The organism is Streptomyces sp. NRRL S-455 (assembly GCF_000717875.1).
In the GTDB taxonomy this organism is placed as follows: Bacteria; Actinomycetota; Actinomycetes; order Streptomycetales; family Streptomycetaceae; genus Streptomyces.
Window position 1 is genome coordinate 228616 of sequence record NZ_JOCT01000002.1, and the last position, 19346, is coordinate 247961.

Here is a 19346-nt window from a genome sequence, read left to right on the forward strand (position 1 = left end):
ACCCGGTCGCCGCCGGGACATTCCCCAGGGTGTTCCCGGGCGTCCGGGCCGGGTGGTGCGCTGTCGTCGCAGGCACACGAAGGGATCTGTCTCGCCCATGTACGCAGCATCGTCCTCCGTGTCCGCACCGCCCCGGTCGCTGCACCCGCGCCCCACGGACAGCGGCCCCTACCTCGCCCCCGCGCGGCCGGCGGCCCCTGTGCTCGGTGCGGGCAGGGCACGGCGCGGCGCGGTCCTCGGCACCCAACCGCTCAGCGGGAGACTCGACTTGTCCGGCCCCCAGGGCGCGCAGCTGCGCACGGCGGTCGCGGCGGTGCACCGCATCTGCCCGGAGTTCGCCCCGGTGCAGGTCCTGCGCCGCAGCGGACGGGCCGTGCTCCTGGTCGGTACGACCGGTCGCAGCTCGGCCGTCGCCAAGTGTTTACTGGACCACTCCCCCGCCTGGTCCGAGCGGATCCGCCACGAGATAGCGGCGTACCGCTCGTTCGTCCGGCACCGCCCTCCGGTACGCGTGCCGAGACTGATCGCGGCGGACCCGGACAACTGCACCCTGGTGATCGAGCGGATGCCCGGGCGGGTGGCGGCGCTCCAGCGGCACCCGGCCGAGGCGCCGCCGCGGGCGGACATCAGGGCGGCGCTCGGCGCGATCTGCCGGCTGAACGCCTGGCGGCCGCCGGCGGGCACGTTCGACGCCCCGCTCGACTACGCGGCCCGGATCTCGCGCTACCACGAGCTGGGCCTGCTGACCGACCGGGACCTGGGCGATCTGCAGAAGCTGCTGCACGGCATCGCGCAGGCGGCCGGTCGGCAGGGTATGGGTCAGTTCTGCCACGGCGACGCGCTGCTGTCGAACATCCTCTTGTCCCCGGCCGGTCCAGTGCTGGTGGACTGGGAGCACGCGGGCTGGTACTTGCCGGGTTACGACCTGGCGACGCTGTGGTCGGTGCTCGGGGACGCACCGGTGGCTCGTCGCCAGATCAGCCAGATCGCCCAGGCGGCGGGCCCGGCGTCCAGGGACGCCTTCCTGGTGAACCTGATGCTGGTGCTGACCCGTGAGATCCGTACCTACGAGACGGCCGTGCAGCGTTCCCTGCACGACGCGACCCCGGCGGCACCGGGCACGGCCCAGTCCGGTGCTGCGCCGTCCGGCGAGGAGCAGCGGCTGCTGCTGCGGCGGCTGCACGACGACTGTCAGCTGGCCCGGCGGGCCGTGCGCGCGGCGGTCGGGACTCGCTGACGGGGACGAAGAGGCCGCTGTGTGCCTGGTCAGGCGCACAGCGGCCCTTTCGTGCGTCCGGGCGGTGGCCGCCGGATCAGCCCTGCTGGAAGAGTTCCGCCGGGAGCGGCTTGAGAAGGGCGTACAGGTCGTCCGTGATGGGGCGGTCCCAGGAGGCGATGGTCACCAGGACGTTGTCACTGCGGTCGAACTGGACGCAGGAGATCCGTCCCTCGGAGAGCTTGACGCGGCGCACGATCAGAAGGTTGTCGCCCTGCATCACCGGCACGTCCTCGGTGCCGACGACGGTGACCTCCTCGTCGTTCTCCAGCGCCAGCAGCAGCTGGGCCACCTCGAAGGGGACCTGCCCCTCCGGGACCTCGCGCGCCGGGGAGCCCTCCGGCAGGTTGCCGATGATCATGGCGGGGCCGCGGCCGCCGAAGAGGTCGTAGCGCAGGAAGACGCCCTGGCAGGTGCCGTCGGGCGCGGGCAGCAGTCCCGCACCGAGGTTGCCGGGCCAGTCGCCCGGGTCCATGGCCAGTACGTCGAAGTCGGGCCCGGCGGGTGTGGCGCTGCGGCGGCGGAGGAACGACATGCCGCCATGGTACGTGCCCCGGCCCGGGACGTGCCGGTCGGGCGGTGGACCGGTCGGGCCAGGCCGGGCCCTGGTTCCGACGGTGGTGGCGGGGGACTACGACGGCAGGGGCCGGCCTGGGCCGTCGCCCCGTGCCGATGGTGGTGGCGGGCCGCCCCGGCCCGGTTGCCGCAGGGACGGTCCTGCCGGCATCCGGGCCCGCCAGGTCAGTCGTCCGGGGGCGACGGCGGGACCACCGCGACGGGCGCGGCGGCGTGCAGCAGGACGGCGTGGGTGACCGAGCCCATCATGCGGGCGGGTGCCAGCAGGTGCCGCCGGTGCCGGCCCACGACGACGAGGCCCGCGTCCCGGGAGGCCGCCACCAGGTGCCCGGCGGCGTCGCCCGGCGCCGCGACCGTCTCGGTCGGTACATCGGGGTGCCGTTCGCGGTACGGAGCGAGGAAGCCCTCGGCGAGCACCCGGGCCTCGTCCTCGATGACGTCCTGGTCGACGGTCGGCGGCGGCATCTCGCCGGGCATCATCCAGGGCTGAGCCGGCCACGGGTAGGCGGCGACCGCCCGGAGCCGGGCGCCGCGCCGGGAGGCCTCGGTGAAGGCGAACTCGAGTGTGGCCTCGTCGGGGCCTTCCACCTTCAGGCCGACGACCACGTGCGAGCCGGGTCCGGCCGGTGCCTCGTCGTGCACCTCACGACCGGCTCGGGGTACGACGACGACGGGGCACTCCGCGTCACGGGCGGCGGCCATGCTGTTCGAGCCGAGCAGCAGGCCGGCGAAGCCACCGCGGCCCCGGGAGCCCAGCACCAGCAGCTGCGCGGAAGCACTCATTTCGGGCAGGACCGCGCTGGGCGCGCCCTCCAGGCCGAGGTACTCCGTGTCCGGCAGGCCGTCCCGGCCGTCCAGATAACCGCGGACCCGCTCGAGGACCGGGTCGTCCTCGGGGTCGGGCGGCCCGGCGGTGAGCACCTCTGGCTGTGCCCAGTGGGCGTACTGCCGTACGTGCACCACGCGCAGGGGCGCCGAGCGCCTGCGTGCGGCGTCGAGGGCCCACTCCAGGGCGCGCAGGCTGCCGTCCGAACCGTCGACCGCAGCGATGACCGGCTGGGTGCTCAAGTGTTCCTCACCTCCGGGACACGGGACCGTCTCTCCGGGGCCAGCCTGACTCAGGGACCGGCCACGGGAGGATGTCTCGGGTCGCGTGTCCGCACATGCGGGCGGAACACCCCCGGATCGGCCGCGGATCATGACTGTCCCGGCCGGCTCGCCTGTGCCTCTGCCAGGGCCTGTGGCGAAAGTGGCCTCGTCGCCCGGAGGGCGGCCGCGCGGCGCGTGCCGGGCGTCGCGCGGCAGAGGGCAATTGCCCAACAGGCCCTAGGTGAGGTCGAATTCCCCTTCCCGCGCCCCCGACACGAAAGCGCCCCACTCGGCGGGCGTGAAGATCAGGGAAGGGCTCTCGGGGCGGGCACTGTTCCGCATGGCGATGAAGCCCTCGACGAAGGCGATCTGGACATCCCCCCGCCCCCGGCTGCTGGACTGCCACTGTGCGTTGGTGAGGTCCAGCTCCGGCTTGTCCCAGCCCGTGAGCGGGCGCTGCTGGGTGGTGGTCTCGGCCACGTCCGTGCTCCTCCCGATTCGTCGTCCGCGGCCAGCCTAGCGATCGTGTCCCACGGCCAACAGGGCACGTGAGGGGGACCTTTCAGGCATCGGGGGGCTGTGCTGCCACGAGCCACATGGAGAAGAACTGCGATCCGCCGCCGTAGGCGTGGCCGAGGACCCGGCGGGCACCGTCCACCTGGTGTTCTCCGGCCTGCCCGCGCACCTGCAGGGCGGCTTCCGCGAAACGGATCATGCCGGAGGCGCCGATGGGGTTGGTGGACAGCACCCCGCCCGACATGTTGACGGGCAGGTCCCCGTCGAGTTCGGTCACCCCGGACTCGGTGAGCTTCCACCCCTCGCCCTCGTCGGCGAAGCCCAGGTTCTCCAGCCACATCGGCTCGTACCAGGAGAACGGCACGTAGATCTCGGCGCCGTCGATCTCGCGGCGCGGGTCGGTGATCCCGGCCTGCCGGTAGACGTCGGCCGCGCAGTCCCGTCCGGCCTGCGGGGAGACGAAGTCCTTGCCGGCGAAGAGGGTCGGTTCGCTGCGCATCGCGCCGCCGAGCATCCAGGCGGGCGGCCGCGGCGCCCGGGCGGCTCCGGCGCGGTCGGTGAGGATCATGGCGCAGGCGCCGTCGGAGGAGGGGCAGGTCTCCGAGTAGCGGATCGGGTCCCACAGCATCGGCGAGGCCATCACCTTCTCCAGGGTGATGTCGTGCTCGTGCAGGTGGGCGTAGGGGTTCTTCAGCGCGTTGCGCCGGTCCTTGTAGGCGACCAGGGCGCCGATCGTCTCGGGCGCCCCGCTGCGTCGCATGTACGCGCGCACGTGCGGGGCGAAGAATCCGCCGGCCCCGGCCAGCAGGGGCTGCTGGAAGGGGATGGGCAGGGACAGGCCCCACATGGCGTTGGACTCGGACTGTTTTTCGAAGGCGAGGGTCAGGACCGTGCCGTGGACGCGGGCCGCGACGAGGTTCGCGGCGACGAGGGCGGTGGATCCGCCGACCGAGCCCGCGGTGTGCACGCGGAGCATGGGTTTGCCGACGGCTCCCAGCGCGTCGGCGAGGTAGAGCTCCGGCATCATGACGCCCTCGAAGAAGTCGGGCGCCTTGCCGATCACGACGGCGTCGATGTCGGCCCAGGTCAGTTCTGCGTCGTCCAGGGCGCGGCGAGCCGCTTCCCGGACCAGTCCGGCGATGGACAGGTTCCGGCGTGCCGCGACGTGTTGAGTCTGGCCGATGCCGACGACGGCCACGGGCTCCTTGCTCATCGGGGCTCCCCTTCGAGTACGGCGACCAGGTTCTGCTGGAGGCAGGGGCCGGACGTGGCGTGGGCGAGGGCGCGGTCGGACTCGCCGCGGTGGACGCGGGCGGCGGCCTCGCCGATGCGGATGAGGCCGGCGGCCATGATCGGGTTGGCTGCGAGGGCTCCGCCGGAGGGGTTGACGCGTACGTCGTCGCCGAGGCGGAGGGCCTTGCGCAGGACGATCTCCTGAGCGGTGAACGGCGCGTGCAACTCGGCGGTGTCGACGGGCCGTTCGAAGGCGCCGGCGCGTTCTGCGGCGAGGCGGGCGGAGGGCGACGCGGTCAGGTCGCGCACGCCGAGGCCGTGGGCCTCGATGCGGTGGTCGATGCCGCGGATCCAGGCGGGGCGTGAGCACAGTTCACGGGCCCGGTCCCCCGCCGCGAGGATCACGGCGGCGGCGCCGTCGCCGATCGGCGGGCAGTCGCCGGTGCGCAGCGGCCGTACGAGGTAGCCGCCCTGCGGGACGGATCCTTTGAGCTGCGCGTACGGGTTGTCGTTCGCGGCCTCGCGGTTGCGGGCGGCGATGGTCGCGAGGGCGGGCTCGTCGGTGTCGCCGGCGTCGATCAGGGCCTGCGCCTGGAGGGCGGCGAGCGCGACCGAGTCGGGCCACAGGGGTGCCACGTAGTAGGGGTCGAGCTGGCGGGTCAGGACGTCCCGGGCCGAGCCCGGTGAGGACTTGCCGTAGGAGTAGACGAGGGCGGTGTCGGCGTCGCCGGTGAGGAGTTTGGTCCAGGCCTCGTAGAGGGCCCAGGCGCCGTCCATCTCGACGTGCGACTCGGAGATCGGCGGCCAGGCTCCCACGCCGTCGAGGGCGAGGGTGAAGGAGAAGGCGCGGCCGGCGAGGTAGTCGCTGGAGCCGGAGCAGGTGAAGTCGATGTCGGCGGTCTTCAGGCCGGTCCGGTCGAGGACCTCGTGCAGCACCGGCATGAGCATCTCCACCTCGGAGAGCTCCTCGCTGGTGCGCCGGTGGGCGGTCTGGGCGAAGGCGACGACGGCGATCTCGCAGTCCCGCGGTGCGCCCGTCACAGCAGCTCCTTGTAGGTGTCGTAGTCCGCGTCGGGCTCGCCCGTGGGCCGGTAGTGATCGGGGTAGCGGGCGCCCTCCGTCCACACGGGTTCGACGCGCAGGCCCATGCGGACCTCGTCGTAGGGGATGCCTCCGATGCGGCCGTGCAGGGCGAGGCCCGCGCCGTCGAGGGCGATGTGGGCGTAGACGTAGGGCACCTCGATGTCGAGGTTCCTCGCCTTGATGTTGACGATGCAGAACGTGGTGACCGTGCCGCGCGGCCCCACCTCGACCTGTTCGGTCGTGGCCACGCCACATGTGGGGCACGCCCCCCTCGGGGGGACGTACACCTTGCGGCAGGACGGGCAGCGTTCGCCGACGGTCCGCCGGCCGGCGAGGGCGTTGATGTAGGCGGTCTGGGCGCGGCCGGGTGAATAGGTGTAGTCGAGGCGGGCCGCGGCGACGATGCCGGTGACGGGTTCCTCGAACTCGCCTGTGCTGCCCGTGGGCCGCTGGGGGCCATCGGCGCAGGGCTCGAAGCAGGCGATGTCCGTGATGGCGCCCGTGCGTTCCTCCGCCCAGCGGACGCGGACGCGCATGCCGGTGCGCACGGTGTCGGGGCCCGGGGCGTCCAGGGCGTGCAGGAGGGCGGTGTCGGCGCCGTCGAGGCGGACCAGGGCCCAGGCGAAGGGGGTGGTGAGGGGCTGGCCCCGGCGGGGGGCGTGGTTCCAGGCCCAGGTGGTGACCGTGCCGGTGGGGGCGACCTCGACGAGGTCGCCGAGCTCCTCCGCGGTGACGGGGTCGTACTCGACGGGCGGGACCAGGACGCGGCCGTCGCCGGTGCGGACGCCGAGGACGACGCGTTCGCGCAGGCCGGTCAGGAAGGCGCTCTGGACGGGGCCGAGGGAGCGGGTGAAGGGGAACTCGACGACGAGGGGGGCCTTGAGGACTTCGGGCATGCCGGAGGGCTCCTTCGGTGGGGCGCGGCCGGTCAGGCGCGCTTGTAGACGGGCGGTCGTTTCTCCGCGAAGGCGCGGGCGCCCTCCTTGGCGTCGGCGGTGTCGAAGATGGGCCAGCCGCGGGTGAGCTCGGCCGCGAGGCCGTCGGACTCGGTCATCTCGGCGGTCTCGTAGACCGAGGCCTTCACGGCCTCGACGGCCAGCGGGCCGCAGGAGTTGATCCGCTCGGCGATCTCCAGTGCCTTCTCGAGTGCGGTGCCGTCGGGGACGACGTGGCCGACCAGACCGATGGCGGCGGCTTCCCGGGCGGTGTAGGGGCGGCCGGTGAGGAGCATCTCCAGGGCGTGGGTGCGCGGGATCTGGCGCTGCAGCCGGACCGTGGAGCCGCCGATGGGGAACAGGCCGCGCCTCACCTCGAAGAGGCCGAAGGTCGCCGACTCGCCCGCGACGCGGATGTCGGTGCCCTGGAGCATTTCGGTGCCGCCCGCGACGCAGTACCCCTCGACGGCGGCGATCACCGGCTTGCGCGGGCGATGGTGGCGCAGCATCGCCTTCCAGTGCAGGTCGGGGTCGGCCTTGAGCCGGTCGCGGTACCCCTCCCCCGCCATGCCGTTCCCGGCGAGCGCCTTGAGGTCCATGCCCGAGCAGAACGAGCCCCCGGCACCGGTGAACACGATCGAGCGGACCGCGTCGTCCGCGTCGGCCTCGAGCCAGCCGTCGTGGAGGCCGACGAGCATCGGCAGCGAGAGCGCGTTCCTGGCCTCCGGCCGGTTGAGCGTGAGCACCAGTGTGGCGCCTTCGCGCCGCACGGTGAGGTGTTCCGTCCCACCCATGGCCAACTCCCCTCTCCTGGAACGAGAACAGGTTGCAGTAGGGCGGGAGGCACTTCAAGGGTTTTCTGACAGACAGTCAGATTTCTTGGCGCGGGGCCTTCACAGTTGGACCGCGCTTTGCTCTGATGACCGGCGAACCGTCCGATGCCAGGCACGTCCCGGGTCAGGAGGAGCGGTGGAGTACAACCTTGCCGACCTGTTCGAGTCGGTCGTCGACGTCGTACCGGACCGTGAGGCACTCGTCCACGTCGACCATCCCGGAACGGGCGCGGAGCGCCGCCTGACGTACGCGGAGCTGGACGCGGCGGCCAACCGCGTCGGCCACCATCTGCTCGACAGCGGGATACGGCCGGGCGAGCACCTCGGGCTCCACCTCTACAACGGCGTGGAGTACCTGCAGACGGTGCTGGGCTGTCTGAAGGCGCGGATCGTCCCGGTCAACGTCAACTACCGCTACGTCGCGGAGGAGTTGGTGTACCTCTACCGGGACGCGGACCTGGTGGCGCTCGTCTTCGACGCGGAGTTCACCGAGCGGGTGGCCGCGGCGCGTCCGCGGGCGGAGAGGCTGCGCCATCTGATCCGGGTGGGTGCTCCGGCTCCGGGAGCCGCCGGGGTGCCGTGTACGGAGTTCGCGGATGCCGAGGCCGCGGGCTCGCCGGCGCGTGCCTTCCCGGCCCGCTCGGCCGATGACCGGTTCGTCATCTACACCGGCGGTACGACGGGCATGCCGAAGGGCGTCATGTGGCGGCAGGAGGATCTGTTCTTCGCGGGTCTCGGCGGGGGCGCTCCGACCGGTGAGCCGGTGAAGAAGCCGGAGGAACTCGCCGAGCGGGTCGCCGCCGGCGGTGCGGGGATCACCTTCTTCCCGACGGCGCCGCTGATGCACGGGACCTCCACGCTCACCGCTTTCATCGGTTTCAACTTCGGGCAGCGGGTCGTGATCCACCGCAAGTTCGTGCCCGAGGAGGTACTGCGGACCGTGGAGAAGGAGCGGGTCAGCAGCATCTCGCTGGTGGGCGACGCGATGCTGCGGCCGCTGATCGACGCGTTGAGCGGTCCGCTGCGGCACATCGACCGCTCGTCGCTGTTCAGCGTGTCGTCGTCCGGCGCGATCATGTCGGACACGGTGCGCCGGCAGTTCCAGGAGCTGGTGCCGAACGCCGTGCTGCTCAACAACTTCGGCTCGTCGGAGTCCGGTTTCAACGGGACGGCGACCGAGGACTCGGGCCCGGAGCGGGGCTTCAGGGTCCGTGTCAACGCCCGGACGCAGGTGGTCGACCCTGCCACGCACGAGCCGGTGGCGGCCGGCGAGGTGGGCCGCGTCGCCCAGTGCGGACATGTGCCGCTCGGCTACTACAACGACCCGGACAAGACCGCCGAGACGTTCTTCGAGAAGGACGGCGAGCGGTGGGTGCTGCTCGGCGACATGGCCACCGTCGACGAGGAGGGCGTCGTCACCGTCCTCGGCCGCGGCTCGCAGTGCATCAACACCGGTGGCGAGAAGGTGTATCCGGAGGAGGTCGAGCAGGCCCTCAAGTCCCACCCGGACGTCTACGACGCGCTGGTGGCAGGGGTGCCGGACCCTCAGTGGGGTCACCATGTGGCGGCCGTGGTGCAACTGCGCGAGGGCGCGGCGCGGCCGTCACTCGAAGACATCCGGACGCACTGCCGCGACCGGCTCGCCGGCTACAAGATCCCGCGCCAGCTGGTGATCACGGAGTCGGTCCAGCGGTCGCCGAGCGGCAAGGCGGACTACCGGTGGGCGCGGGACGTGGCGGTGGCGGCGGACGGTTGAATCTCCGGCCCCTCGATTGAACCTAAGGTGACGTGCGGACGTACTGGTGGTGGCAGGCCCTGTCCACCGGGCTCTGTTTGCCATGCCTAGCAAGACCGCACGGAAGGACCTCCGGGTGTCGCTCTTCACTCGCTCCCGCCAGCAGTCGGACACGACCGAGGGCGGGGCGGAACCGGACGGCGACACGCCGAAGATGGAGGAGACCGGGGAACAAGCCGAACCGGAGACACCTGAGACGGAAGCGGACACCGCCCCCGACCCGGGCTCGGACAAGACATCCGCCCCGGTCCCGGACGCGGTGAGGCCCGGCTGGTTCGGCTGGCGGCGTCGCTGGCCCCGTACGGCGCGGGGCGTCACCGTGGGGACGAGCGTCCTGGCCGGAGCGCTCGTGGTGTTCGCGCTCCTCGTACCCAACCGGACCGAGAAGATCGAGTTCGCCTCGTTCGTCCGTATCCCCGCCGAGGGTGTGCTGCTCGCGGGGCTGCTGCTGGCGCTGCCGCCGAAGCCGCGGCGGATCATGGCGGTCGTCTCGGGCCTGGTACTCGGGCTGTTCACCGTCCTGAAGTTCGTCGACATGGGCTTCTACCAGGTGCTGGCCCGGCCCTTCGATCTGGTCCTGGACTGGATTCTGATCGAGAACGCCACGGACTTCCTGCGGGAGACGTTCGGCCGTTCCGGCCAGGTGCTGGCGGTGATCGGGGTGATCGTGCTGCTCGTCGCGGTGCTGGTCCTCACGACCCTCGCCATGGTGCGGCTGACGGACCTCATGGTCCGGCACCGTCCCGTCGCCGCCCGTACGACGCTGATCCTCGGCACGGCGTGGATCACCTGCATGACGCTGGGCGTGCAGATCGGCACCATGCCGGTCGCCACCAAGGGCAACGCGGAGTTCGTCGGCAACCGGGTGAAGCAGGTACGGGCCGGTCTGAAGGACACGCGGATCTTCGCGAAGCAGGCCGCGGTGGACGCCTTCGCCAAGACGCCACCGGATCAGTTGCTCACCGGCCTGCGCGGCAAGGACGTCCTGTTCACCTTCATCGAGAGCTACGGCCGGGTCGCGATCGACGACCCGGCGATGGCGAAGCAGACCGACGCGGTGCTGAAGGAGGGCACCGCGTCGCTCAAGGCGGCCGGGTTCGCATCGCGCAGCGGCTGGTTGCAGTCGCCGGTGACGGGCGCGGGCAGCTGGCTCGCCCACTCGACGTTCCTGTCCGGTCTGTGGATCAAGAACCAGCAGCGGTACCGCAGCCTGACCACCAGCGACCGCATGACGCTGACCAAGTACTTCGGAAAGACAGGCGCCTGGCGAACCGTCGGCATCGTCCCGGGTGTGCGCCGGGCCTGGCCGGAGGGCAAGTTCTTCGGTCTGGACCACATCTACGACTCCGAACACCTCGGCTACCACGGCCCGTACTTCAGCTGGACGCCCGTGCCCGACCAGTTCAGCATGGAGGCCTTCCAGCGTCTGGAGCACGGCAAGAAGGACCGTGAGCCGATCATGGCGGAGATCATCCTCGCCTCCAGCCACAATCCCTGGTCACCCATGGCGCGGATGATCGACTGGAAGGATCTCGGGGACGGCTCGGTCTTCCACCGGATCAAGAAGGAGGGCACCGACCCCACGGAGGTCTGGAAGGACCCGGAGAAGGTACGAACCGAGTACCGGAAGGCCATCGAGTACTCCCTGCGGAGCCTGACGGAGTGGGTCGAGCGCTACGGCGACGAGGACACGGTGCTCGTCTTCCTCGGCGACCACCAGCCGGTGCCGACCGTTCTCGCCGGGGACACCGGCAAGGACGTGCCGATCAGCATCGTCGCCAAAGACCCGAAGGTCCTGGACCGGGTCGCCGACTGGGGCTGGACCGACGGTCTCAAGCCGGCCCCGGAAGCGCCCCGGTGGGGTATGGACAAGTTCCGCGACCGTTTCATGACGGCGTACGGTCCGCAGGGCTGAGGAACTCCTCCACCGCGGTGAGGAACTCCCCCGGCCGTGCCTGGTGCACGAGATGCCCGGCGTCGATGGTGACGCGCCGGGCATCGGGAAGCAGCTCGGCGAGGGCGTCGACCTGCTCCTGGGGGATCAGGCTGGTCGGCCCGCCACCGATCAGCAGCGTGGGCATGGTGATACGCCCCATGTGGTCCCACCACACAGGGTCCGGGGCATTGCGCTGTTCGTCGGTGGCGAGGATCATCGCCCAGTCGTTCGGCAGGTCCCCGCCCGGATGTTCGGCAAGCGGGCGCGGAGGGTCGAGCGGGGAGGGCGCGGGCACGTCCTCCAGGACGAGCCGCCGAACGAGCCACGGACTGTGCTGGGCGAGTAGGCAGGCGACGGTGCCGCCGAGCGAGTGGCCCACGACGTCGGCGCGGGCGATGCCGAGCGCGCCCAGGAAGGCGTGCACGTCGTCGCGCATGGCCGCGCAGGCGTATCCGCCGGGCCAGTCGCTGCGGCCGTGCCCGCGCAGGTCGGGGGCGTACACCCGGCGGGGCCCAGCGGCCAGTGCGGGTGCGATCTCCGACCAGTGGGCACCGTCGGCCCCGCGGGCGTGCAGCAGCACGAGGGGCGGTGCGTCCCGCGGCCCCCATGCGCGGTAGGCCAGAGTGATGCCGTTCGCCCGTACGGTGCGTTGCCCGGTGTCCATGCCGGGCACGGTAGCGAGACGACCTCGGCCGGCGGGCTCGCTCTGCCGGCAGCAGAAGCACGTCTCACTCCCGTCGGCCGTGCGCCGGGCATGAGCGGGGCTCGGACCGCCGTTCCGCCGCATGAGTCCTTCAGGCAGTCGGGGGCGTGGAAGGTCGGCATGCCGCTGATACGCCTGTCCTGCCCCCTCCCCCCGCACAACAGGGTTCCACGGCCCCGGTAGGACGACCCGTCAGAGCGGGTGCATGGACGGCAGGTCGGCAAGCGTGTCCGGAGCGCCGAGCCACGCTGCCAGGGCCACCGGGTCCGGCTGCGTGCCCCGCTCGGCCGTGACACGGGCGAAGGTGGCTCGGACGACCTCCGGGCGGTGCGTCAACGCCCGTGCCGCCACCGCTTCTTGGACGACCGGAGGTGAGGCCGGTGCCACCGCGCGCAGCGCGAGCCCGAGCCGGACCCAGGCCTCGGGCTGCTGCGGTCGCTCTGTCACCTGCTCGGCGGCGAGGCGGCAGGCCTCGTCCGTCTCCCCGAGCAGGCGGGCCCGGTCGGCGGCCTCCACCTCGACCTCGCCGGGGGCGGCCGCCCACCGGGACAGCAGGGCCGTGTAGTGGTTCAGGGAGGGGACGGCGGGGTCGGGCGCCAGTCGGCCGGTGACGGTCGTCCGAGGTACGTGGTCCGCGTTCAGCCGCCAAGCCTCGGCGAGTTCCGAGACAGCGCCCGGGTCGGGCCGCAGGTGGTGCAGCCGCCAGGAGGTGCGATGTGCGACGACCGCTTCCGCCGCGAGAGCGGTCACCTCCGCGGGCGTGCCCGAGCATTCCGTCCACCGCTTCGTGCGGGCCGCCATCGCGGAGAGGAACTTCCGGCCCGCCACGGTGAGGTGTGTCGTCGAGCAGAGGGAGGCGTAGGCGTGCCGTGTCTGGGTGTGCCAGTAGGCGAACTGGAACTGGGCCCGTCGCCGCAGGCGCTGGTCGTCGTCCCGCTGCGCGAGTTCCTGCCAGAAGTCGACCACCGTGAAGAAGGCGAAGACGCCGTGCAGGAAGCCGGGCAGCGGACGCGGGTCGTCACGCCAGGGGGCGTAGTAGAGCTCCGCGTCGGGTCCGTCGCTTTCGGTGTCGTAGAGGTCGAGGGAGTCCAGGAGGGTGTTGAGCTCCATGTGGCGGAACTCGTGCAGCAGGGTGGCGGCGAGTTCCACCGCGTCCGGCGGCGTGCTGAGCACCGCTCCGCCGAACGCGTCGCTCGACGAGACGGAGGTCATCAGCCCGGCGGTGGGCTCCGGCTCAGCTCGGGGTGTGAGTGCCGTGACCGCCACCGCGACGGCGTCGGCCTGCCGGGGCAGGACGTCGGCCAGCAGTTTTCCCGCGTCGCGGATCGTGCGCCGCCACTGGGTGATCTCCACCGGGTCGAGGGGGCGGGGCGGCAGGGGCCCGCCGCTCTCGCGGTAGGGATCGAGATCCTCCAGGACGAGGCGCAGGTCCCGGTCGCCGACGGGCGTCCGCACCCGGTGCACGGGGATCCAGCCCGGCGGGTTCGGATCACTCCGGCCGGGCAGCCGCACCTCCACGTCCCTGCCCCTGACGACGGCCGCGCTTCCCATGGAGACGACATGGGCGGTGACGGTCCCGGATGCGCGCAGGTCGGCGGCTCCCAGGCCGGGCAGGTGGACGTAGCCGTCGTGCACGGGAACAGGCAGGACGAACAGTTGCCGGGCCATGACGCCGGCCGCTGCCGCGACCGAGTGGAGGTGGAGGAGGTCCCCCGGCGGTGTCCCGGTCCAGGTGTGCGGTCCGCCGGGCGGTGTGCTCAGCGCCCTCAGCGCCTGGCTGAGCCAGCGCCCCACGGACGGGTGGAGCAGGACCGTCGTCACCGCTTGGGGGTCGTCCTGCTCGGCGCGCACGAGGAGGTCCCGGACGTCCCGGGCCCGGGGCGCCCCGTCGTCCTGGCCGGGGGTGAGCGCGGCGGCCAGGCCGAGGAGCTGGTTCAGCACCACGGCCCGGGCTCCGCGCTGCTGAGCGCGCAGCCGCTGGGCCAGGACGCGGTCCTCGGTGCCCGCTGCCATCGCCTCCAGGTCGGCCGGATCGGGGAAGGGCAGCCGGGACGCGGGCCGTTCCTCGGGGTCGCTGCGTGCGTCGCGGTGGACCGGGGCCGGTGTGTAGCTCGCGGGCGGTGTGTAGCTCACGGGCCGCCCGGCGGGCCGCCCGTAGCCGGCCTCCGAGTAGCCGCCGCCTCCGGGGTCGTCTCCGCCCCGGCTCACCCGGGGCCGGACGTACCGCTCGACGAGGCGTGCGGTGGCGGGGTGCGAGGGGCCTGTCAGCGCCTGTTCGAGGCACAGGGCCGTCAGGTCCGGGATGGCGGACGCCGGTGCGTCCTGGTCGTCCGGGCGGTCGTCCATCGGGAGATCTCCTCGTAGTGCCGCTTCACCGCCGTCGGCCTCGGCCGCTACGGCGGGGGCCCCGGGCTCGGCGAGGTCCGCTCGCACCCTGGCGAGATTGCGTGCGCAGCGGAGGACGTTGGGGTGCTGCTCGCCGAGTCGCCGTCTGCCGGCCTCCAGCACGGCCTCGTAGTGCTCGGCAGCCGTTCGCGGGTCGCCCAGCAGGTGCCAGGTCGTGGCGAGTTCGTGCCGGGCCGCGAGGGTGTCCGGGTGGTCGGGCCCCAGCCGGCGTGTGTCGATCCGCCAGATGTCGGCGAACTCGTCCCTCGCCCGCTGTACGCACGCCGGGTCCGACTCGTGGTCCCGGACCAGCCGGGCGCGTTCGTGGCGGGCCATGAGGACGTCGGGGTGTTCGGGCTCCAGCACCTGCCGGTATCCGCGTATGACGTTCTCGATGACCTGTGCCCCTTCCTCGGCGTGGCCCGCCTCCCGCAGCGCCCGGGTGAGGCTGACGCCGGTGGCGAGGGTGTCCAGGTCGTTCTCTCCTGCCAGCTCCTTGAACTCATCTGCGACAAGGCGTAGTTGGGCGACGGCTTCCTCGTCGCGGCCTCGTTTGTGGGCGAGTGTCGCCAGGTCGTGGCGGATGCGCAGGATTCCGCGCGGGTGGGTCCCTGCCCGTAGCCGCATGGCAAGGGCCTCGCGCAACTCCCGTTCGGCGGTCTCGTAGTCCCCCAGCTCGCGCAGGACCCGGGCCCGGCCGGTCTTGGCCGACTGGAGGTAGGCGTGGCCGTCCGGCAGGGCACGTGCGCAGGCCCGGGTCACGTCCTGGTACAGCTGGTCCGCCTCGGTGAGAGCGCCGGTGTGGCGCACCGCCCAGGCGCGGTGGAGGGCGGCGGCGATGGTCGCCGGGTGGTCGTCACCGAGCAGCCGGGCCCGTATCGAGCCGAGCGCGTCGAGCTCGGCGCTGGCTTCGCCGTACATTCCGAGGCCGCTGCGGTACTGCGCCGCCCGCACGGCGGGCTCGGTGGCCGCGACGGCCAGCTCCGGGTCCACACGGTCGTCGTCGGGCAGCAGGGTCAGGACGGCGGCGCAGTGCGGGGCGATGGCCTGCCAGCGGGGCCAGTCCTTGGGATCGAAGGTGTCGAGAGGACGTGTGTAGCTCCCCAGCAGTTCGGTGACGAGGCGCAGCAGCCGGGGCGTCTGGCTGGTGAAGTCGGCATGGGCGCGGCAGGCGGCCCGGACCATCGGGTGGATGGTGATCCAGCGCTGCGGGCGGTTCTTCGCCCCGTCAGCGGACTCGCGGCTCGTCTCGATGGTGATCAACTGGAGGCCGGCGAGGCCCTTCACCGCGTCCTTGAGCCGCTCTCCCGTGGGGCTGGTGAACAGCGTGCTCTCGGCGAGCAGGTGCGGCGCGATGAGTTCCTGATACGGGACGGGCGCAGGTCCCAGTGCCGACAGCAGCCGCAGCAGCGGGCGCGCGAGGTCGGTGGCCTGGCGGTGCAGCAGGTCGAGGGAGAGCTCCCAGGTGCTGAGGATCGCGCGGCGGCTGCGCTCGTCGGGGCCCAGGTCCGTGCCGGGGTCGGAGGCCATGTCGGCGAGGCGGGCGTCGAGGCTGACGCGGTACTCCTCGAACGTCTCGGGTGTCGACGACAGCGGCCAGGGATCTTCCAGCGCCCGCGCCAGATAGGAGCCGGCGAGGTTGAGCGCGAGGGGCAGGCCCCCGAGATGCGCGGCGAGTTCCCGGGCCGCCTCGGCCGTTCCGGCAGCCGGGGCGAGGTCGTGCAGGACTTCGGCACCGTCGGTGTCCGAGAGGATGCCGACGCCTACCACATGTACCCACCCGCCCCATTTTTCCCGGCGGGACTCGCGGCTGGTGAGCAACACCGTGCCCCGGGGGTGCGCGGGCGGGCGCAGCCAGCCGACGCCCTCGGCGGTGGGGGCCTGCTCGGCCGCCAGCACCGAGGGGTCATCGACGTTGTCCAGGACGAGCAGCCAAGGCGTGGTGAGGGTGTTGAGGAACCGCCAGAGCACATCGGCGGGATGGGTCGGTCCGGCGAAGTCGGCGACCAGGGCGCCCGCGTCGAAAGCGACCGCCCGCAGCGTCAGGGAGAGCACTTCGGCGTCCGCCGCCGACACCCACCACACCCGCGTCAAGCCGGCCAGCCGGTGTGCGGCCTCCAGGGCGAGGGTCGTCTTGCCGCAGCCGCCCATGCCGGACAGCAGCCACACGCCCGGCTCCGAGGCGTCGCCCTGGGCCCGCCGGGTGATCGCGGCGGTCAGTTGGCGCACCGTCTCGTCTCGTCCGCGCAGCCGGTCCGGAGAGATCCTGCGCTGAGGAACGGCGAGCGGTACGGCGGCGGGGCCGGAGGCGGGAGGAGCGGGGATGCGGCCGAGCGGTCCGCCGATCCGGTCCGCGGGCGTCATGCCCCGGACGGTCACTTCGGTGACGTCGGGGAGCCCCTCGGGCGTCAGTCCGCGCCCCAGCACACGTTCCAGTGCGGAGAGTTCTGTCCTGGTCAGTGTCTCGGCCCAGCGGTCCACGCGGCCCGCGGCGATGCGGCCCGGCCCATCGCCGCGGTGGTGGCGGGAGACGACTCCCACGAGGTGGCCTTCGCAGAAGACGGCGGCACCGGACATGCCTTCCCAGGCGTCCTTGCCGGGGTCCGGGTCGTCCGGCGGGGGCGAGGTCACCTTCAGGTCGAGCGTGCCCTCACCGCGGTTGGACAGGGCGGCGCAGGTGGCGTCCGCGTGCTCGGCGTCCCGGAAGCGCGAACCGTCCGTGTGGGGGCGGAACGTGAAGCGCGGGAAGCCCAGCGCGGTACAGCGCAGGACGACGTCCCGCTCCCCGATCCGGCCGTATGCCGCGGCGGGCACCGCGCCGCCGGCCGTCCCGCCCGGTTGGACCGGTACCACCAGGACGGCGACGTCGATGCCGGTGTGCCGCCACTGCACGGCAGCCTCCACGGCCGGCTGGTCCGGACGGTCGGCCTGGAAGCGGATCTCGATCTTCGCCGCGTCCTCGACGACGTGGGCGGCGGTGAGCACGCGGCCCACGGAGACGAGGTAACCCGAGCCGCGGCGGCGCGGACCACCGTGCGCGGGCGTGACGACGACCTTGGCGACCCGTTGCGGCACGAGCCCGCAGTCGTAGCGCATGACCGTCGGTCAGCGCTCGTCGGGGGCCTCGTCACCCGCGATCACGGCGGGTCGTGGTGGCCCTCCGGCGGCCGGGACGGTCGTGGGAGTGAGGGTGAGTTTGACGCGCTGCGTCTGCGCGTTGGCGTAAGCGCCCTTCGTGCTCGCGTCGACCACCCAGAACCGGACCTTGGCGTTCGGGTCCGCCTCGCGGGTGACCGCGGCGGTCGCCTCGATCTCGACGGGGCCGGCCTCGAACCGGATGACCTCGCCGGCGCCGTCCGCCAGCGCGGTGGTCAGCCGGCCACGCAACTCACGGATCATGTCGGACAGTTCGATCACGATGGCCCCCTCGTGCACGCGACCGCGCTACCCGGATGCTACCGACCCGGGCCCTTCCCCGAGGTCTTTCCTGAGCTCCCGCTTGAGAATCTTCCCGCTGGCGTTGCGCGGGAGGCTCTCCACGAACAGCACCCGCTTCGGGACCTTGAAGGGGTCGAGCTTCTCGCGGACATGGCCGATCAGTTCCGTCTCCGTGACCTCGCCCCGCGGGACGACGACGGCCGTGACCGCCTCGATCCAGCGCTCGTCGGGCTGGCCCACGACAGCCGCCTCGGCCACCTGGGGATGCGTGTACAGGGCGTCCTCGACCTGGCGGGAGGCGATCAGTACGCCGCCGGAGTTGATGACGTCCTTCACCCGGTCGACGATCGTGTAGTAGCCGTGCGCGTCGCGCACCGCGAGGTCGCCGGAGCGGAACCAGCCGTCGCGGAAGGCCTCGGCGGTCTCCTCCGGCTTGTCCCAGTAGCCCTCGCAGAGTTGCGGAGAGCGGTAGACGATCTCGCCGGACGCGCCGTCGGGCACGTCCTTGCCGTCCTCGTCGACCACGCGCGCGTCGACGAACAGCACGGGACGGCCGCAGGAGTCCATGCGGCCCTTGTGTTCGTACGGGGCGAGGACCATGGCGAGGGGGCCGATCTCGCTCTGCCCGAAGCAGTTGTAGAAGGCCAGTTCCGGCAGGCGTTCCCTCAGCCGTTCCAGCACGGGGACCGGCATGATCGACGCCCCGTAGTACGCCTTGCGCAGGCCGCTCAGGTCACGGGTGGCGAAGTCGGGGCGGTTGGACAGTGCGATCCAGACGGTGGGCGGGGCGAACAGGCTGTCCACACGGCCCGCCTCGACCAGGTCGAAGAGCCGGTCACCGTCGGGGGCGTCGAGGATGATGTTCGTCGCTCCGACCGCGAGGTAGGGCAGCAGGAAGACGTGCATCTGCGCCGAGTGGTACAGGGGCAGCGAGTGCGCGGGACGGTCACCCGCACTGAGGTCGAGGGCGGTGATCGCGCTCAGGTACTCGTGCACCAGCGCCCGGTGCGTCATCATCGCGCCCTTGGGCAGGGCGGTCGTGCCCGAGGTGTACAGCAGTTGCACCAGGTCCTCGGTGCGCGGCTCGGGCCCGTCGTACGCGGCCGCCCCGGTCAGCCGTGCGAGCAGCGAGTCGTCGGCGTCGCGCAGCGGCAACGCGCGCGCCCCGTCCGGGAGTCGCCCGGCGAGGTCCGGGTCGGTGAGGACCAGGGAGCTGCCGGACTGGCCGATGATGTAGGCGAGGTCGTCACCCGTGAGGTTCTGGTTGACCGGCACGTGCACCAGCCCGGCGCGGGCGCAGGCCAGGAAGGCGATCAGGTAGGCGTCGGAGTTGTGGCCGTAGGCGCCGACCCGGTCCCCGGGGGACAGTCCCTGCCCGAGGAGGACGCTCGCCGCGCGGGAGACGGCGGTGTCCAGTTCGTCGTACGTCCAGGTCCGTTCGCCGTACTCGACCGCGACGCGCGCCGGGGTGCGCCGGGCGCTGCGCCGCAGGATGCCATCAACCGTGCTGCCGTGTCCGGGCGTCGTCATGACACATGATCCTCGGTC

General features: G+C 72.3%; 14 protein-coding genes. 3 read left to right on the top strand and 11 right to left on the bottom strand.

What is annotated here, in order from left to right; all coding sequences use genetic code 11:
- Positions 1–97 precede the first annotated feature (97 nt).
- Complete coding sequence (locus IE97_RS0103650) at positions 98–1237, top strand: aminoglycoside phosphotransferase family protein (RefSeq protein ID WP_030230787.1); 1140 nt, start codon at positions 98–100, stop codon at positions 1235–1237.
- Between the two features lie 76 nt (positions 1238–1313).
- Here IE97_RS0103650 and IE97_RS0103655 read toward each other — a convergent pair whose 3' ends face one another.
- From IE97_RS0103655 to IE97_RS0103685, 7 genes are all read right to left on the bottom strand, one after another.
- Positions 1314–1811 (bottom strand): hypothetical protein, encoded by a 498-nt coding sequence (locus tag IE97_RS0103655; protein WP_030230799.1) that lies wholly within the window; start codon positions 1809–1811, stop codon positions 1314–1316.
- Positions 1812–2017: 206 nt separating this feature from the next.
- Positions 2018–2920 (bottom strand): universal stress protein, encoded by a 903-nt coding sequence (locus IE97_RS0103660; protein ID WP_030230804.1) that lies wholly within the window; start codon positions 2918–2920, stop codon positions 2018–2020.
- 258 nt (positions 2921–3178) lie between these two features.
- The gene (locus IE97_RS0103665) at positions 3179–3421 is read right to left on the bottom strand and encodes a DUF397 domain-containing protein (protein ID WP_010033039.1); all 243 of its coding nucleotides are present in this window, start codon (positions 3419–3421) and stop codon (positions 3179–3181) included.
- 82 nt (positions 3422–3503) lie between these two features.
- On the bottom strand, positions 3504–4670 hold the full coding sequence (locus tag IE97_RS0103670) for a thiolase domain-containing protein (RefSeq protein WP_030230813.1): 1167 nt from the start codon (positions 4668–4670) through the stop codon (positions 3504–3506).
- Positions 4667–5731 carry a thiolase domain-containing protein gene (locus tag IE97_RS0103675; RefSeq protein WP_030230817.1) on the bottom strand — a complete coding sequence of 355 codons (1065 nt, stop codon included), beginning with the start codon at positions 5729–5731 and terminating at the stop codon, positions 4667–4669. Before IE97_RS0103675 ends, IE97_RS0103670 begins: the two co-directional genes overlap by 4 nt.
- Entirely contained in the window at positions 5728–6669 is a 942-nt protein-coding gene (locus IE97_RS0103680) for a Zn-ribbon domain-containing OB-fold protein (protein ID WP_030230820.1), read from the bottom strand. Before IE97_RS0103680 ends, IE97_RS0103675 begins: the two co-directional genes overlap by 4 nt.
- A gap of 32 nt (positions 6670–6701) precedes the next feature.
- Positions 6702–7502 (bottom strand): crotonase/enoyl-CoA hydratase family protein, encoded by an 801-nt coding sequence (locus IE97_RS0103685; protein ID WP_030230824.1) that lies wholly within the window; start codon positions 7500–7502, stop codon positions 6702–6704.
- Positions 7503–7677: 175 nt separating this feature from the next.
- Between IE97_RS0103685 and IE97_RS0103690 the strand changes: the two genes are divergently transcribed.
- Entirely contained in the window at positions 7678–9297 is a 1620-nt protein-coding gene (locus IE97_RS0103690; protein ID WP_030230829.1) for an acyl-CoA synthetase, read from the top strand.
- Between the two features lie 115 nt (positions 9298–9412).
- The gene (locus tag IE97_RS0103695; protein WP_030230833.1) at positions 9413–11251 is read left to right on the top strand and encodes a hypothetical protein; all 1839 of its coding nucleotides are present in this window, start codon (positions 9413–9415) and stop codon (positions 11249–11251) included.
- Here the strand turns inward: IE97_RS0103695 and IE97_RS0103700 are convergent.
- From IE97_RS0103700 to IE97_RS0103715, 4 genes are all read right to left on the bottom strand, one after another.
- Positions 11223–11936, bottom strand: a complete 714-nt coding sequence (locus IE97_RS0103700) for an alpha/beta fold hydrolase (RefSeq protein WP_030230838.1) — start codon at positions 11934–11936, stop codon at positions 11223–11225. The two genes, IE97_RS0103695 and IE97_RS0103700, sit on opposite strands and share 29 nt — an antisense overlap.
- A gap of 231 nt (positions 11937–12167) precedes the next feature.
- The gene (locus tag IE97_RS0103705) at positions 12168–17456 is read right to left on the bottom strand and encodes an aKG-HExxH-type peptide beta-hydroxylase (RefSeq protein ID WP_051704831.1); all 5289 of its coding nucleotides are present in this window, start codon (positions 17454–17456) and stop codon (positions 12168–12170) included.
- A 9-nt stretch (positions 17457–17465) separates the two neighbouring features.
- The gene (locus IE97_RS0103710) at positions 17466–17777 is read right to left on the bottom strand and encodes a trypco2 family protein (RefSeq protein WP_030230848.1); all 312 of its coding nucleotides are present in this window, start codon (positions 17775–17777) and stop codon (positions 17466–17468) included.
- Positions 17778–17804: 27 nt separating this feature from the next.
- Entirely contained in the window at positions 17805–19328 is a 1524-nt protein-coding gene (locus IE97_RS0103715) for an acyl-CoA synthetase (protein WP_030230852.1), read from the bottom strand.
- Between the last annotated feature and the right edge of the window lie 18 nt (positions 19329–19346).

What these genes read in the sequence shown, in the direction of transcription:
- IE97_RS0103705 (WP_051704831.1), bottom strand. Translation starts at nt 17,456, where the DNA reads ATGCGCTACGACTGCGGGCTCGTGCCGCAACGGGTCGCCAAGGTCGTC.
- IE97_RS0103685 (WP_030230824.1), bottom strand. Translation starts at nt 7,502, where the DNA reads ATGGGTGGGACGGAACACCTCACCGTGCGGCGCGAAGGCGCCACACTG.
- IE97_RS0103655 (WP_030230799.1), bottom strand. Translation starts at nt 1,811, where the DNA reads ATGTCGTTCCTCCGCCGCCGCAGCGCCACACCCGCCGGGCCCGACTTC.
- IE97_RS0103715 (WP_030230852.1), bottom strand. Translation starts at nt 19,328, where the DNA reads ATGACGACGCCCGGACACGGCAGCACGGTTGATGGCATCCTGCGGCGC.
- IE97_RS0103700 (WP_030230838.1), bottom strand. Translation starts at nt 11,936, where the DNA reads ATGGACACCGGGCAACGCACCGTACGGGCGAACGGCATCACTCTGGCC.
- IE97_RS0103670 (WP_030230813.1), bottom strand. Translation starts at nt 4,670, where the DNA reads ATGAGCAAGGAGCCCGTGGCCGTCGTCGGCATCGGCCAGACTCAACAC.
- IE97_RS0103650 (WP_030230787.1), top strand. Translation starts at nt 98, where the DNA reads ATGTACGCAGCATCGTCCTCCGTGTCCGCACCGCCCCGGTCGCTGCAC.
- IE97_RS0103680 (WP_030230820.1), bottom strand. Translation starts at nt 6,669, where the DNA reads ATGCCCGAAGTCCTCAAGGCCCCCCTCGTCGTCGAGTTCCCCTTCACC.